This is a genomic window from Streptomyces sp. CA-251387 (assembly GCF_050936625.1).
Lineage (GTDB): Bacteria > Actinomycetota > Actinomycetes > Streptomycetales > Streptomycetaceae > Streptomyces.
In genome coordinates, this window is record NZ_JBNJMJ010000001.1 from 7,560,318 (window position 1) to 7,573,800 (window position 13,483).

A 13,483-nucleotide genomic window follows, 5' to 3' on the forward strand; every position below is an offset into this window, starting at 1 on the left:
CCCGAAGCCCGACGCCCGCACGGTCGTCAACCCTGCGCCGCGTGTCGCCCTCCCCGGCGCCGCCCCCGCCCCCGCCCGAGCCGCGTCGCTGGCAGCGCGAGCCCGACGAGCAGCCCCGCGGCCAGGACGTACGGCCACCAGCCGAGGCCGTTGCTTGCGGCGCTCGCGGTGCGGGTGCCCGGTGAGGTGGCCGGGTCGGCTGCCGTGCGGGGGGCGGCGGAGCCGGGGGAGGGGCTCGTGGTGACGGCGGTGAGGATCACGTCGTTGCCGTCGCCGCCGCGGTAGCTGATCCGGTACGTGGTGTCGTCCAGTTGCAGCTTCTCGCCTTCCTTCAGGTCGGTGAAGGCGCCGGTCGTCTTCGCTCGCCCTTGGTGGTCGAGGATGGTGATCTTCCGGGCGGGTTTCGTCGCGGCCGCGGCGGACGCGAGATCGAGGTCCCCGGCCAGGCGTACCGCGCCCGTCACTTTCAACGGGCTGTCGCGCAGGACCAGTTCGCCCTTCGCCGACTGCGTGTAGTTGCCGGAGACGGTCAGCCCGCTCGCGACCACGCCGTTGTTCGTCACCGCACCCTTCACTGTGCCCTTGCCCGTCAGTGTCTTTCCCGCGCCCACACGCAGAGTGGAAGTGCCCACGTCCAGGCGGGACTTGGCCGAGGTGAGCCGGATCGCCTTGCTCCGGGCGAGCGTCGCGCCGCCGCGCAGGGCGAGGGTGCCCTTCTTGACCGTCGTCGGTCCGGTGTACGTCACCGCGCTCCCCGTCAGGGTCGCCGTGGCCGCCCCCGCCTGGGTGAGCGACCCGCTGCCGCTGATCCGGGACAGGGACAGGGCCTTGTTCGTGTTGTTCAGCACGAGGGAGCCGTTGTTGATCACCTTGTAGAGGCCGCCCCGTGTGTGGAGCCCGCCGTCGCCGCCCGGCCTGCCGCTGCCCAGCCGCAGCACGGCGCCGTTCTCGATCGTCGTCGAGCCGTCGTAGTACTGGACGGCGGCGAAGGTGACGTCGTTGCCCTTCGTCCCCTTGATGACGACATCCCCGGCGCCGGGCGCGGCCAGCGTGTCGTGGAACGTGCCGCCGCCGATGGGGGCGCCCAGCGTCACCGGGCCGTTGTAGTCGAAGGTCAGCAGCGAACGGGACCGTGCCGCCAGCAGGTTGATGTAGACGGTCTCGGCGGTCCCGGGCATGAAGATCTTGTTCGTCGTCCCGTCGCCCCACTGGACGTTCGCGCCCTTGATGTTGGTGCCGCGCTTGTTGACGTTCTTGCGCGCCGGGGTCCAGTTGAGGGCCGGGTCGCTGAGCGAGGGGTTCGTGTCGCCGCCCTGGTCCGACCAACTGTACTGGCCGGTGAGCACGACCTTGCTGCCCGGCCGGGACTGGACGTTGATGTCGCTGCCGTACTCGCGCTGGTAGAAGTCCATGCCCATGGTGACGGTCCGACCGAGCGGCGTGTCCACGGTGAAGGTGCCCTGATTGAGGACCTTGCGGACGTTCGGCAGCGACGTGGCGAACTCCGGCCGCCCGGCGTTGACCTGCGTGCCGTTGTCGATCACCCCGGAGAAGGAGTGGGTGCCCGACAGGTCCCAGGTGCCCCAGAGGAAGCGCGGCTGGGTGATCAGCCCGGAGCCGCTGATCGTGCCCAGGTTGTAGGCGCTCTTCAGCGACAGCCGCAGGGTGCCGTCGACCCGGATGTTGTCCTGGTTCAGCCGGAACGCCGGGGTGTTGTACGGGAAGTGCCCGATCAGCCCGGTCGTGCCGCCGTTGCCGTACTGCAGGGTCGCCCCGCGCTCGACCGTGATCGCGGGCGGGTCCGCGTCGGTCGTGGTGACGTACGGGTGGTTGCCGCCGAGGACGCTCACCTTCTGCCGCTGCCGGGACTTCGGCAGCGTGAAGTCGCTGTCCTTGGTCAGGACCAAGGTTCCACTGCCACGCACGGTGAGGGTGCCCTCGCCGCGGAAGACGCCGTCGTACGTCGTCGTACCGGAAGGCACGTTGACCACCGTGTCGCCGGTCAGCGTCACGTCCCGGTCCGCGAGCACGTCGGCGGTGACATCGCGGGAGGCGGCGGCCGCCGGGGGAGCGGCGACGGCGAGGGCGGCGACCGCCGCGAGGGCGCCGGCGGCCGCTGCTGTCTTGTGGGTAAGGCTGCGCACGTCATCGGAGACGGGTGGGGAGGGCACCGATAACAGAAAAATGGCGGCCCTTTGGAAAGCGCTCTCTCCGTCACGTCGAACCCGTTGACCTCCTCCTTCCGCCCCCTTACCTTTTCGGCGTTCGTAATGACAGATCATGTCCGTCATTTCGAACACTTCCCCCCTCTGAGAACCCGAGAGGCAGTCCGTATGAGCCGCGAAGACGACCTGCCCGAAGTCCCCAGCCGCAGACTGCTGTTGAAGGGCGCCGCAGCCGCCGGCGCCCTGGCCGCCGTCCCCGCTCTCCCCGGCGTCGCCCACGCCGCCCCGCCGAAGGCAGCCCCCTACGTGAACCCCCTCGTCCAGCAGCGCGCCGACCCGCACATCCACCGTCACATCGACGGCTTCTACTACTTCACGGCCACCGCCCCCGAGTACGACCGCATCATCCTGCGCCGCTCCCGCACCCTGAACGGCCTGTCCACGGCCCCCGAGTCGGTCATCTGGCGGGCCCACCCGACCGGAGACATGGGCGCGCACATCTGGGCGCCCGAACTCCACCGCATCGGCGGCAAGTGGTACATCTACTTCGCCGCCGCACCCGCCGAGGACGTGTGGCGGATCCGCATCTGGGTCCTGGAGAACTCCCACCCCAACCCCTTCAAGGGCACCTGGGTGGAGAAGGGCCAGGTCAAGACGGCCTGGGAGACCTTCTCACTCGACGCCACCACTTTCACCCACCGCGGCACCCGCTATCTGTGCTGGGCGCAGCACGAACCAGGGATGGACAACAACACCGGGCTGTTCTTGTCCGAGATGGAGAACCCGTGGACCCTGACGGGTCCTCAGGTGCGGCTGTCCACGCCCGAGTACGACTGGGAGTGCATCGGCTACAAGGTCAACGAGGGCCCGTACGCCCTCAAGCGCAACGGCCGGATCTTCCTCACCTACTCGGCCTCCGCCACCGATCACCACTACTGCGTGGGCATGCTGACCGTCGACGCGCACGCCAACCTCCTGGACCCGGCCAACTGGTCCAAGTCCCCGAACCCGGTCTTCACCAGCAACGACACCACCAAGCAGTACGGCCCCGGCCACAACTGCTTCACCGTCGCCGAGGACGGCCGCAGCGACGTCCTCGTCTATCACGCCCGCCAGTACAAGGAGATCGTCGGCGACCCGCTGAACGACCCCAACCGTCACACCCGCGTCCAGAAGCTCGGCTGGAAACCGGACGGCACGCCGGACTTCGGCATACCCGTGGCCGACACGGCGGCGGACCCGGCCACCGACACGACTGCCGCGACAGTGAAGGAGCGTGTGTGAGATGAGACGTGCGTACGCTGTTCTGCTCGCCCTCTGTCTGGCGCTCGCCGGCGCCCTGGCCACCGCCGGCCCCGCCACGGCCGCACCCCAGACCATCACCAACGGCACCCAGTTCACCGACACCTCGGGCAACCTCGTGCACGCCCACGGCGGCGGTGTCCTCAAGGTCGGCTCCTACTACTACTGGTTCGGCGAGCACCGCAACGCCGACAACACCTTTCGGTACGTCGACGCCTACCGCTCCACCGACCTGAAGAACTGGGAGTTCCGCAACCACGTCCTGACCCAGTCGTCCGCCTCGGAGCTGGCCACCGCCAACATCGAGCGCCCGAAGGTCATGTACAACGCCTCCACCGGCAAGTTCGTCATGTGGATGCACAAGGAGAACGGCACCGACTACAGCGAGGCCCGTGCCGCCGTCGCCGTGTCCGACACCGTCGACGGCAACTACACCTGGCAGGGCAGCTTCCGCCCACTCGGCCAGCACATGTCCCGCGACATCACGGTCTTCGTCGACACCGACGGCACCGGTTACATGGCCTCCGCCGCCCGCGAGAACTACGACCTGCACATCTACCGACTGACCAGCGACTACACGGGCATCGCCGCCCTGGTCGCGGACCCCTGGCACGGCGGCCACCGGGAAGCGCCCGCGCTGTTCAAGCGGAACGGCGTCTATTTCATGCTGACGTCGGGCGCCACCGGCTGGAACCCCAACCAGCAGCAGTACGCCACGGCCACCAACATTGCGGGCCCCTGGACCTCGATGACCAACATCGGCGACTCCACGGCCTACGGCTCGCAGACCGCGTACGTCCTCCCGGTGCAGGGCACTTCGACCACCTCGTACCTCTACCTGGGCGACCGCTGGGGCAACTCCTTCGGCGGCACCGTCAACGACTCCCGCTATGTCTGGCTGCCGCTGACCTTTCCCTCCGCGACCTCGATCTCCATGTCCTGGTCGCCGGAGGTCACCATCGACACGGCCACCGGATCGATCGGCGGGACGAGCGCCACGTACAACACGCTCATCGCCCGGCACTCTTCCAAGTGCGCCGACGTCATCAGCCAGTCGCAGTGGCAGGGCGCCCAGATCAAGCAGTACGACTGCAACGGCGGCACCAACCAGAAGTACTGGTTCAAGTCCGTCGGCAGCGGCGGCTACTACCAGCTGATCACCCGGCACAGCTCCCTGTGCGTGCAGGAGAACGCGAACACGGTCACCCAGGAGAACTGCAACGCCTCCGCGACCAGCCAGCAGTGGTCGCTCACCACCACCGGCTCCTACGTGAACATCAAGTCCCGCGCCACCGGCGAGTGCCTGGACGTGAACGGCGCGTCCACCGCCAACTCCGCCGCGATCATCACGTACACCTGCAACGGAGGAACCAACCAGCAGTGGACGCGCGGAACCTGACCAAATGTCAGGGGGCGCCTCAGGCGAGCAGGTCGATCGCGTCGATCGCCGTGCCCGCGCTGAGATAGCCCGTCGTCCCCGAACCGCTCACCACGTCGATCCTGAGCACGTTGTACTGGCTGTTGTCCGTCTTCCAGGCGGACGCCGGCACGCTGTACGTGAACGTGTGGTTGTTGCCCCGGTACGAACCGTTGGTCAGCGACCGGGTGTTCGGCTGGGTGGGCGGGGAGGGGATGGCGGATGTCCACGTGTCGTTGACCGTGACTTGAGGCCGGCCGTTGGCGTACGCCGTCGTCACCCCGATCCGCAGGGTGTGCGCGGCAGCCGCCTGGGCCGCCGTCAGCCTGAAGTACACGAGGATGCCGCTGTTGACGTCCTTCCAGAGGTAGCAGGGGAAGGACGCCGTCTCGTTGCTGCCGATGACGACGTTGCCGGTCCAGGCCGCGGCCCGCACGTCGGACGGGTGCGCGTACGTCATCAGGTCGGCGTTCTTGAAGCCGCTCGGCGTGCCGTTCCAGTCGCCGATCCGCCAGATGGCGGTGGCGTTGCCCGGGTCGTTGGAGGACGGGATGGCGAGGGTGTTCAGGGTGGTCGTACTGCCCGCGGTGACCGTCACCGAGGTCGTGTGGACGGCGAGTTCGCCCTTGTGGACGGTGAGGGTGTACGTCCCCGGCAGCACACCCCCGATCGAGAACCAGCCGTCCGACGACCGAGCCGAACCCCAGTACTGCGCCGACGAGTTGGCGATCCCGACCGTGTACGGGTACGCCGTGTTCCGCCCCGAGATCCCGACCCCGGCCACCCGCCCGCGCCCGCTCGCGTCGACGTACCCGGAGATGCCGAGGGAGTCCGCCCACGAGGTGGTGAGCGTGCCCGGGAACAGCGACGAGGAGGGTGCTCCGCCGTCCGTGAGGGCGATGACGTACGGGCCCTGGAGGCCGAAGCGCTGGGCCTCGGTCTGGTTCTGGCCGTAGTACAGGATCTCGTACAGGCCGCCGCCGTCCGCGCTCCGATGGCGCAGGAGGGAGCGGTAGAAGGGGCCGCCGGAGGCCTTCTCGTGGTTGCTGCGCACGATCCACAGGCCGACGCTGCCGGTCGTCCAGCCGGTGTAGTCGTAGTCCATCACCCGGAGCCTGGAGTAGTGCTTCGAGCGGGTCTGGCCGTCGGGCTTCGCGAACACGTCCGAGGCCTCGATGGTGGTGGGCGCGTAGGTGTAGGAGTCGGGCTCGTCGTTGAGGAACAGGCCCTTCTTCACGCGCAGGATGTAGCGGGTCGCCGAGACCGAGTCGTCGGCCTTGTTGGTCCACAGGTAGATGTTGTTCTCGCCGCTGCGGGCCGCGTAGTAGTGCCGCAGCGTGCCGTAGGCGACCGAGATCAGGATCGTCGACCCCGACTGCCTGATGGACACGGTGGAGGTGCCGAGGCCGGACTCGATGTGCGAGTTCTTGCCGTCGTAGCCCTGGTACTCCGTGCCGCGGTAGACCAGCGAGGTCAGGTCGCCGTTGGTCTTGCTGACCTTGAAGACGAGGTTGGCGCCGGTGTCGACGACGTAGTTCGACCCGTCGTCGCTCCAGCCGAAGGCCGCGGCGGAGGCGGTGCCGCTCAGCGCCGCTGTACCTGCCGCGGCCGCGGTTCCGAGGACGAAGGCGCGGCGTCGGACCGGTCTGTTGGCGGATCCGGACATGGGGGTGCCTCCTTCGAGACGCGTGTTCGGGAAGTGTGGGGGTGCGGGTGTGAGTGAGAGTGACAGTTGAATCGATTTCGCGAAAGGGCTTTCGCAGCGACGGAGTTGGCAATCTTGTGAAATCGGCGCGGGTACTAGAAAGCGCTTGCCCAGCACGGTACGGTCCAGCGCCAGGCCTTGTCGTCCTGTGGAGGAGCCGACGCATGAGACGTTTCAACCTCGCCGTCCTGGCGGCGGTGACGCTGAGCACCGGCCTGGCGGCCGTACCGGCCCACGCGTACGAGTCGTACGGCGGCCGGCGCCCCCTCGGCATCGAGAACTGCACTGCCACCGCCTGCCACTTCGAGGTCCCGCCCGGCACCTACGACGTGAAGGTCCTCCTCGGCGGCGAGACGGCGTCCAGCACGAGCATCAGCGGTGAGACCCGGCGCTCCCTGCTCCCCGAGACGTCCGCCCCCGCCGGCGACCGCGTCGCCCGCAGCTTCACCGTGAACGTCCGTACCCCTGAAGGCGAACCCACGGGCCCCGACGCAACCCCCGGCCTGGACCTGCGACTCGGCGGCTCGGCCCCCGCCCTCGCCGGCATCGAGGTCACCCCGGCCCGGCACGCCCGCCAGATCTTCCTCGTCGGCGACTCCACCGTCTGCGACCAGCCCGGCGACCCGTACTCCGGCTGGGGCCAGCAGCTCCCGCAGTACCTCCGCAAGGGCCTGTCCGTCGCCAACTACGCGGACTCCGGCGAGAGCACGGTCACCTACCTCGCCGACTCCCGCCTGTGGGCCACCGTCCAGCCGCGGATCCGCCCCGGCGACCTGGTCCTGATCCAGCTCGCCCACAACGACAAGACGACCGACGAAGCGACGTACCGGGCGAATCTGGAGACACTCGTCGCAGGCGTGCGGGAAAAGGGCGGGGAGCCCGTTCTGGTGACGCCCATCGTGCGCCGCTGGTTCAACTCCGACGGTACGCTCAACAACAACACGGCCCTGCTCGTGAACGGACTCGGTGTGGACCACCCGGCGGTGATCCGCTCGGTCGCCGCCGACCGGCGCGTCCCCCTCATCGACGTGACGGCGAAGACCAAGGCACTGGTGGAATCCCTGGGCGTCGAGGCCTCCAAGGCGCTGTACCTCTACAACGAGAAGCGGGACAACACCCACACCTCGGTCCGCGGCGCGACGGTGTACGCGGGACTCGTCCGCGAAGAACTCGTCGCCCGGCATCTGGTGCCGGAGGGCCTGGTTCGGGTGGGATGAGTTCCGGATGAGCCCCTGGGGCGTCCCGACCGGAACCGGGGCGCCCCAGGCCTGACCTGTCGAGCAGGCGGGCCCGACCTCGCCAGCAGGAAAGAGACCCATGCGCCTCCCTCCCGACGACCGCACCCGCAGCCCGTACACCGGCTACACCCGCGCCCACTGGGAGGCGGCCGCCGACGCCCTGCTCGCGGCGGTCGAGCCGTACGCCACCGAGGACCGCGCCCTCTACCGCTTCCCCGGCGACCGCGAGAGCTGGTCCGGCCGCCTCTCCGACGGCCTGGAGGGCTACGCCCGCACGCTGCTCCTGGCCGCCTTCCGCCGCGACCCGACCGCGCTGGAGCGGTACGCCGACGGACTCGCGGCCGGTGTCGCGGGCGTCTGGCCCCGCATCGAGGACCGCGGCCAGCCGCTGGTCGAGGCGGCGTCGATCGCGCTCGCGCTGCGGCTGACGCGGCCGCTGCTATGGGACCGGCTGGACGACGCGGTGCGGCAGCGGGCGGCGGCCTGGCTCGCGGACGCCCTGACCGCGGAAGCCTGGCCCTGCAACTGGGAGTTGTTCCCGGTGACGGTGGGCGGCTTCCTCCAGGAGATCGGGTACGAGACGGAGGCGTCCTGCAAGGCGATCGAGCGAGGGCTGGAGCGGATCGAGGACTGGTACGTCGGCGGCGGCTGGTACACGGACGGCGACGGCCGCAAGTTCGACTACTACAACGGCTGGGCCATGCACCTGTATCCGGTGCTGCACGCGTGGCTGGCCCAGGACGAGAGGCTGCTGGAGCTGTACGGGGGTCGGCTCCAGCGGCATCTCGACGACTACGCCCGACTGTTCGGCGGCGACGGCGCCCCGATGCACCAGGGCCGCTCCCTGACGTATCGGTTCGCCACGACGGCTCCGCTGTGGCTGGGCGCCCTGACCGGCCGTACGCCGCTCGCGCCGGGGGAGACGAGACGGCTGGCCTCCGGTGCGCTGAAGTACTTCCTGGAGCGGGGCGCGGTGGACGCGAACGGCCTGCTCACCCTCGGCTGGCACGGCCCCGACGAGGCGGTCCTGCAGGGCTATTCGGGCCCGGCGTCCCCGTACTGGGCGAGCAAGGGCTTCCTCGGTCTGCTCCTGCCGGCGGAGCACGAGGTGTGGACGGCCGCCGAGGAGCCGGCCCCGGCCGAGCGCGCGGATGCCGTGACCGCGATCGCAGCGCCCAACTGGCTGCTGCAGTCCACGAGTTCGGACGGCCTGGTCCGCCTCCACAACCACGGCAGCGAGGACGTCCGCTACGACCCCTACTACACGCGGCTCGCGTACTCGACGGCGACGGCGCCCTCACCGTCGTACGACAACAGCGTGATCGTCGGAGACGATCCGGGCCGCACCGGCATCGAGCCGCTCGGCCTCGGCGACGGCTGGGTGGCCTCGCGGCACCGCGTCGGTGACGGGGTCCGGGTCACGAGTCTGGTGCTGGCCGAGGGCGCGGTGGAGGTGCGGGCCCATCTGGTCGCCGGGGCGGCCGCCGGGACGTCGGTACGGGTGACGGGGTGGGCGGCCGGGGAGGGCGTGCGTGCCGAACTTCTGCCCGTGCACGGCGGGGTGATGGGTGACGGGCCCACGCTGTTCGTCGCCCTCGCCCGGCTCACCGCCGAGCCGGATCCCGTGCCGCTGGACGAGCTGGTGACCGTGCGCGTGGACGGCGAGGACGGGCTGCAGGTCCGCTGGGGCGACGGGCGTACGGTCGAGGCCCGGTTCGTCGATGCCGGAGTGGAGATCGCCACCCCGGTCTGAGCCGTCCCGGGCGGTTTGGGGATCATGGGGGATCATGGGGAGAGACGAGCTGGTCGAACTGCTGGGGCGGGCCGGACTTGAGGTCGTGGGGGACTGGCAGGTCGAGGAGGTGCTGTGTGCTCCGGCCGCGTGGCGGTGGGTTGCCGCCCGGGAGGCCGAACCGGCCGTGAAGGTCCGCTCGGACCGGCCCGACCTGGTCGCCGAACTCAACGCGCACTGGCACCGGCTGGCGTCCGAGGCGGGGATCCTCGGCGCGGACGGCGTGTTCCTCATCGACCTGCCCGGCAGCGCGAGCTGGGTCCGGGTCCGGCTCACCGAAAGCTGGGATCTCGCCGGGGTGCTGGGCGAGCGGCCCGGGCGGCCGGCGTTCGTCACCCTGTCGCCGGACGGGGACACCCTGCTGGGCGTCACGGCCGCGGAGCACGACGTACGGCTCGTCGCCGTCGACCGGATCGAGGAGCGGCGGGAGGAGGCCGCGCGGGCGGCGGCCGACGAGACGCCGGAGGAGCGGGCGGCGGCCTGGGCGGCGCTGTTCGAGGGGCCGAAGCCCACGGAGGAGCTGCTCGACGCGTGGGCCGGCGGGCTGGCGCGCAGTCCGGCCGTACCGGTGGAGTTGCGCGGCCCCGCACTGTTCAGGTCCCGCTGGGGGTTCTACGCCCACCTGCCGGCGGAGATCGTGGAGGCGGCCGTGTCCCACCCGGAGTGGAAGGTGAGGGCGTTGGTGGCCGACACCTCGCCGGATCTGACGCCGGAGCAGTGGGAGCGTCTCGTCCTCGGTGAGCGGGACGAGCGTGACCGGTGGCGGATGACCATGATCGCCGCCGATCGCTGGGCCGAGCTCACCGAGGACGCCTACCGCGAGCTCGCCGCCGATCCGTCCGCGCGCGTGCGCTCCGAGGCCGCCCTGCTGAAGGGCCTGCCCGCCGCTGTGGCGGTCGCGCTGGCCGCCGATCCCGACGACGGTGTGCGGGCCGTGGCCTGCCGGCCGGCCTGGCCCCATCTCGACGCCGAGGGCCGGGCGGCGCTCCTGGCCGACCCGCACGGCATCGTGCGGGCGAGGGTCCGGCCGCTGCACCACCGGGAGCACCCGATGCCGCGGTCGGTGTACGAAGCCGAGGACATCGAGGCCGGCGCGCTGGAAACCTGTCTCCTGGAGCGCGATCTCGCCGAGCACGTGGCGAGGCACGGTGAGCGGCACGAGCGGTACTCACTCGCCGCCAACCCGCGTCTGGACCCGGACCTGGTCGCCCTCCTGGCCGAGGACCCCGAGGACTACGTCCGCTTCGTGGTGTCCACGCGCCCCGACCTCACCGAGGAGCAGCGCGCAGCTGTCCCCATCGACATGGATCCGGTCACCCGCTACCGGGAACTGGACTGGGTCAAGGCCCTGCACGAGGACGAGGACGCCATGCGACGCCTGGCCGCCTCCTCCCACTTCCTCGTGCGCAGGAGCGTGGCCAGGGCCCGGCATCTGCCGCCGGACGTCGTCGAGCGTCTCGCCCGCGACGAGGACCGCGTCGTCCAGCTCTTCCTCGCCGAATCGTGTGATGACGCGCCCGCGGACATGCTGCTGCGGGTGTGGCGGTGGTGGACCGGCAGCCTCACCGTCCCCGACCGGCCGCGCGGCCACCCGAACTTTCCCCGCCACGACCTCCTGCGGTACGCCGACGATCCGAGCCCGCGCATGCGCAGACTGGCCCTGGACGATCCGGCGTCGACGCCCGAACTGGTCGAGAGATTCAGCCGCGACGGCAGTGCGGAGGTGCGGTACCGGGCCGCGACCGACCCCCGGCTGTCGGCCGCCGCCGCGGCGAGGCTGCTCGACGACCCGCACGACTCCGTACGGTACGCGGCCGCGGTCCACCCCCACCTGCCGGCCCGGCTCCTGACGAGGCTGCTGCGGGGCCCCGGCACCGCGGAGACGGCCTTCCGGAACCCGGCGGTGCCCGTCGAGGTCATGCAGCGCATGGCCGAGTGGATCAATCCCTCCCCCACGGCGGCAGACGGCTGATCGCGACGAACGTCGCCAGGCAGGCCAGGGTCCATACGGCGTGGACGGCGTACTCGCCCCACAGCGCGTCGGAGACGGCGGGTACGGCGGCGTACGCGAGCCGGTCGACGGCCCAGCCGACCGACGACGCGGCGACGAAGGCAGGCCAGCGATGCCGTACGCCCTCGATCACGTCGTCGAGCATGGCGTACACCGTCCCCAGCAACATGGCGAAGGTGCCCTCCCACTCCAGGCCGAGGGCGGCGCCGCCGGCCCCCACGGCCAGGAGGAACAGCCAGACGCGAAGCAGAGGCAGCGGCCGGGCCGGGTGACGTGGCGTGCCGCCGGGCAGCCAGAAGAACCGCCGTACGCTCCGCACGGCACTGTGCATCGCTCGTCCGGACACCGCACCGACCTCCCCCGTCCGCGTGCCTCGCACAGGTGAGACGCATCGGACGGGGGCGGTGGTTGTATGCCGAACGGCTTCAGGGCTTCAGGCGAGCGATCTGCAGCGTCCTCGTGATGGGGGACGCCCCGGTGAGCGCGGTCGTGTACGACGGGGTGACGGGGACGGACGCCCAGGTCAGCGTGCCGTCCTTCTGGACCGCGAGGTCACCGGTGATCCGGGCGCCGACGACCTTCGTGGCGCTCTGGAACCTGCCGTTCCAGTCGATGAGCCGGAAGTGCGTGCCCGTGAAGGTGCCGGTGCAGGTGCCGTCCTTGCACTTGGCGTCCTTCAGCGACTCCCACGACAGCAGCAACCGGTCCTTGCCGTACGGGGCGAGACGGACGTTCACGTGCTCCGTGCCCTTGGTGTTCGAGAGGTGAATCGCCTTGCCGGGGCCGGAGTTGCGGTTCTTGAGGAAGGCGACCGCCACCTGGTGGGTGCTCGTCTTCGGGGTGACGGTCCAGCCGCGGCCGGAGGAGTCGTCGGGGTTCTTCCTGGCCGACGCGGCGCCGCGGGAGGCGAAGGCGGTGGCGTAGCGGCCGGTTGAGGACTTCACGAGGTCACCGGTGCGGCTCGGGTACGTACCCCCGCAGTAGCCCGCCCAGCACTGCTCGCGCTGCACGACCGGGGCGTTGTCTGGCGCGCCGATCCCCGTCGACACGAACAGTCCCGAACGCCAGTCGTCGAAGCAGAGGGAGGTGAAGGCGCCGGTCTTCTCGGCGTGCAGCGCGATGCCCTCGTTGTGGCTGCACCCCCAGCTCCAACCGCCGCTGAGCCCCGCGCCCTTGGCGCTGACGTACGACAGCTTGTCGCCGAAGTGCCCGTCGGCGAAGCCGCCCGCGCCGTGCACGACGAAGTAGGCGCCGTACTTGCTGCCGTTCCAGGTGAGCCGGCCGTCGAGGGTCGGGGAGGTGTCGTTGGTCGCGGTGCCGGTGAGCTTGGTGCGGAAGGTCTGCTTGCCGCCCGTGTAGCGGACGATCGCGGCCGCCGTCTCCTTCCACTTGTTGGTGTCGGCGACCCGGGTCAGCAGCGCGAAGCCGTCGTTGTGGGCGACGAGTCCGCCCACCTCCTCGGCACCCTTGACGATCGTGTCCGCGCCCGAACGTTTGCCGGCGGCGGTCAGCGGGGTGACGTGGACGCCGTCCGCCGCGGGCCAGGCGACGCGCAGGGTGCCGTTCGGGGCCACCGCGGTCGCCGTGCGCGTCCACTCGCGGGTGTTGTTGTAACCCGCCGACAGGTACGGGAACTTCGCCGGCAGGCTCACCGTGGTGGTCGTGGGGGTGAGGTTCGGCGCCGTGGTCGTGGCCGCACCGGCGGTGGCGTACCAGACCCCGACCAGCGCGGCGGTGGCGGCAACGCCCGCGACGAGGGGGCGCCGGGCCATGCGGACCCGGCGGTGGCCGCTGGTGGGGGTGCGTCTTGCGGATGTCATGCTTCCTCGTCGCCGCCGACGGCTCGGAGGTTG

Annotated in this window: 9 protein-coding genes; 5 read left to right on the forward strand and 4 right to left on the reverse strand. The window is 70.6% G+C overall.

What is annotated here, in order from left to right:
- Positions 1 to 26 precede the first annotated feature (26 nt).
- The gene (locus ACQEV2_RS33625) at positions 27 to 2,144 is read right to left on the reverse strand and encodes an autotransporter-associated beta strand repeat-containing protein (protein ID WP_433050048.1); all 2,118 of its coding nucleotides are present in this window, start codon (positions 2,142 to 2,144) and stop codon (positions 27 to 29) included.
- A 189-nt stretch (positions 2,145 to 2,333) separates the two neighbouring features.
- Here ACQEV2_RS33625 and ACQEV2_RS33630 point away from each other — a divergent pair, with 189 nt between their 5' ends.
- On the forward strand, positions 2,334 to 3,449 hold the full coding sequence (locus tag ACQEV2_RS33630; RefSeq protein ID WP_433050050.1) for a glycoside hydrolase family 43 protein: 1,116 nt from the start codon (positions 2,334 to 2,336) through the stop codon (positions 3,447 to 3,449).
- Position 3,450: 1 nt separating this feature from the next.
- The gene (locus tag ACQEV2_RS33635) at positions 3,451 to 4,866 is read left to right on the forward strand and encodes an RICIN domain-containing protein (protein WP_433050052.1); all 1,416 of its coding nucleotides are present in this window, start codon (positions 3,451 to 3,453) and stop codon (positions 4,864 to 4,866) included.
- 19 nt (positions 4,867 to 4,885) lie between these two features.
- On the opposite strand, the gene ACQEV2_RS33640 is transcribed toward ACQEV2_RS33635, so the two are convergent.
- Positions 4,886 to 6,550 (reverse strand): rhamnogalacturonan lyase B N-terminal domain-containing protein, encoded by a 1,665-nt coding sequence (locus tag ACQEV2_RS33640; RefSeq protein ID WP_433050054.1) that lies wholly within the window; start codon positions 6,548 to 6,550, stop codon positions 4,886 to 4,888.
- A gap of 203 nt (positions 6,551 to 6,753) precedes the next feature.
- Between ACQEV2_RS33640 and ACQEV2_RS33645 the strand changes: the two genes are divergently transcribed.
- The 3 genes from ACQEV2_RS33645 (at position 6,754) to ACQEV2_RS33655 (ending at position 11,591) form a co-directional block, all read left to right on the forward strand.
- Positions 6,754 to 7,806, forward strand: a complete 1,053-nt coding sequence (locus ACQEV2_RS33645; protein ID WP_433050056.1) for a rhamnogalacturonan acetylesterase — start codon at positions 6,754 to 6,756, stop codon at positions 7,804 to 7,806.
- Positions 7,807 to 7,906: 100 nt separating this feature from the next.
- Positions 7,907 to 9,580, forward strand: coding sequence for a DUF2264 domain-containing protein (locus ACQEV2_RS33650; RefSeq protein WP_433050058.1), 1,674 nt, complete (start codon positions 7,907 to 7,909; stop codon positions 9,578 to 9,580).
- Between the two features lie 34 nt (positions 9,581 to 9,614).
- Positions 9,615 to 11,591 (forward strand): PE-PGRS family protein, encoded by a 1,977-nt coding sequence (locus tag ACQEV2_RS33655; protein ID WP_433050061.1) that lies wholly within the window; start codon positions 9,615 to 9,617, stop codon positions 11,589 to 11,591.
- Here the strand turns inward: ACQEV2_RS33655 and ACQEV2_RS33660 are convergent.
- The gene (locus ACQEV2_RS33660; RefSeq protein WP_433050064.1) at positions 11,560 to 11,976 is read right to left on the reverse strand and encodes a hypothetical protein; all 417 of its coding nucleotides are present in this window, start codon (positions 11,974 to 11,976) and stop codon (positions 11,560 to 11,562) included. The genes ACQEV2_RS33655 and ACQEV2_RS33660 overlap by 32 nt on opposite strands.
- Positions 11,977 to 12,055: 79 nt before the next feature.
- The gene (locus ACQEV2_RS33665) at positions 12,056 to 13,450 is read right to left on the reverse strand and encodes a hypothetical protein (protein ID WP_433050067.1); all 1,395 of its coding nucleotides are present in this window, start codon (positions 13,448 to 13,450) and stop codon (positions 12,056 to 12,058) included.
- Positions 13,451 to 13,483 lie beyond the last annotated feature (33 nt).

Bases quoted from the DNA above. Each gene is read 5' to 3' on its own strand.
- ACQEV2_RS33630 (WP_433050050.1), top strand. From the start codon at position 2,334: ATGAGCCGCGAAGACGACCTGCCCGAAGTCCCCAGCCGCAGACTGCTG.
- ACQEV2_RS33635 (WP_433050052.1), top strand. From the start codon at position 3,451: ATGAGACGTGCGTACGCTGTTCTGCTCGCCCTCTGTCTGGCGCTCGCC.
- ACQEV2_RS33640 (WP_433050054.1), bottom strand. From the start codon at position 6,550: ATGTCCGGATCCGCCAACAGACCGGTCCGACGCCGCGCCTTCGTCCTC.
- ACQEV2_RS33645 (WP_433050056.1), top strand. From the start codon at position 6,754: ATGAGACGTTTCAACCTCGCCGTCCTGGCGGCGGTGACGCTGAGCACC.
- ACQEV2_RS33650 (WP_433050058.1), top strand. From the start codon at position 7,907: ATGCGCCTCCCTCCCGACGACCGCACCCGCAGCCCGTACACCGGCTAC.
- ACQEV2_RS33655 (WP_433050061.1), top strand. From the start codon at position 9,615: ATGGGGAGAGACGAGCTGGTCGAACTGCTGGGGCGGGCCGGACTTGAG.
- ACQEV2_RS33665 (WP_433050067.1), bottom strand. From the start codon at position 13,450: ATGACATCCGCAAGACGCACCCCCACCAGCGGCCACCGCCGGGTCCGC.